1 protein-coding gene and 1 pseudogene are annotated in these 1,227 nt (G+C 63.4%); both read right to left on the minus strand.

Annotated elements, in window-relative coordinates:
- Positions 1–213 (minus strand): annotated as a pseudogene (locus tag EOA29_RS36960) (hypothetical protein); the annotation flags it as partial.
- A gap of 2 nt (positions 214–215) precedes the next feature.
- A partial coding sequence (gene hydA, locus EOA29_RS36965) for a dihydropyrimidinase (protein WP_127222426.1) occupies positions 216–1,227 on the minus strand: 1,012 nt, incomplete at its 5' end.

Consider the following 1,227-nt stretch of genomic DNA (forward strand, 5'->3'; position numbering starts at 1 on the left):
CGCCTGCTTGTCGCTGAAGGTGCAGGCGCTGGCCGCAGTGATCAGCTCCTTGTCGGTCAGAAGCAGCATCTGATCGGCGGCAACTTCCTGGCCGTTTCTGTTGATACAGCCATACTTGTCGCCGTATGGCTTGCTGAGGTCGATGCCGGCAGCAAAGGCCGAACCTGCGGTCAGCAGCGAGGCAGCCGCGATTGCAAGATAGAGAGCCCGCACGCTCAAACTCCGGTCGCCGGAATGCCGGAGCGCTCCACCTTGCGTGGTGCGCTGATCTCCTTCCAGGTCGACAGCGCCCGGTTGACCGCTGCGTTCGGCTCACGGGCGACAAACTCGCCGTGCCCGATCTTGGCCTTGATGTCGGACTCTTCGATCGAGAGCTCGCCGCGCTTCGTCTTCTCGCGCGGCAGGCCCGTCACCTCAAAACCTTCGAAGACGTTGTAGTCGATCACCGACTGCTGCTTCTTGGCCGAGATCGTCTTCTTGCGCTTCGGGTCCCAGACAACGATGTCGGCGTCCGCGCCTTCGACGATCGCGCCCTTCTTCGGATACATGTTGAGGATCTTGGCGATGTTGGTCGAGGTCACCGCGACGAACTCGTTCATCGTCAGCCGCCCGGTGTTGACGCCGGCGGTCCACAGGATGGGCAAACGATCTTCGAGACCTCCTGTGCCGTTCGGGATCTTGGTGAAGTCGCCGACGCCGTTGCGCTTCTGTTTGGTGGTGAAGGAGCAGTGGTCGGTCGCCACCACCTGCAGCGAGCCGGCCTGCAGGCCTGCCCACAGCGAATCCTGGTGCCACTTGCTGCGGAAGGGCGGGCTCATCACGCGGCGCGCCGCATGATCCCAGTCCTTGTTGAAATATTCGCTCTCGTCGAGCGTCAGATGCTGGATCAGCGGCTCGCCGAAGACGCGCATGCCCTTCTGCCGCGCGCGGCGGATGGCTTCATGGCTCTGTTCGCAGGAGACATGCACGACATAGAGCGGAACGCCGGCCATGTCGGCGATCATGATGGCGCGGTTGGTCGCCTCGCCTTCCACTTCCGGCGGGCGTGAATAGGCATGCCCCTCGGGGCCGTTGTTGCCGGCGGCGAGCAGCTTCTGAGAAAGGGCTGCAACCACGTCGCCATTCTCGGCATGCACCAGCGGCAGCGCGCCGAGATCGGCGCAGCGCTGGAACGACGCGTACATCTCGTCGTCGTCGACCATCAGCGCGCCCTTGTAGGCCATGAAG

It is taken from the genome of Mesorhizobium sp. M1E.F.Ca.ET.063.01.1.1, assembly GCF_003998155.1.
In the GTDB taxonomy this organism is placed as follows: Bacteria; Pseudomonadota; Alphaproteobacteria; order Rhizobiales; family Rhizobiaceae; genus Mesorhizobium.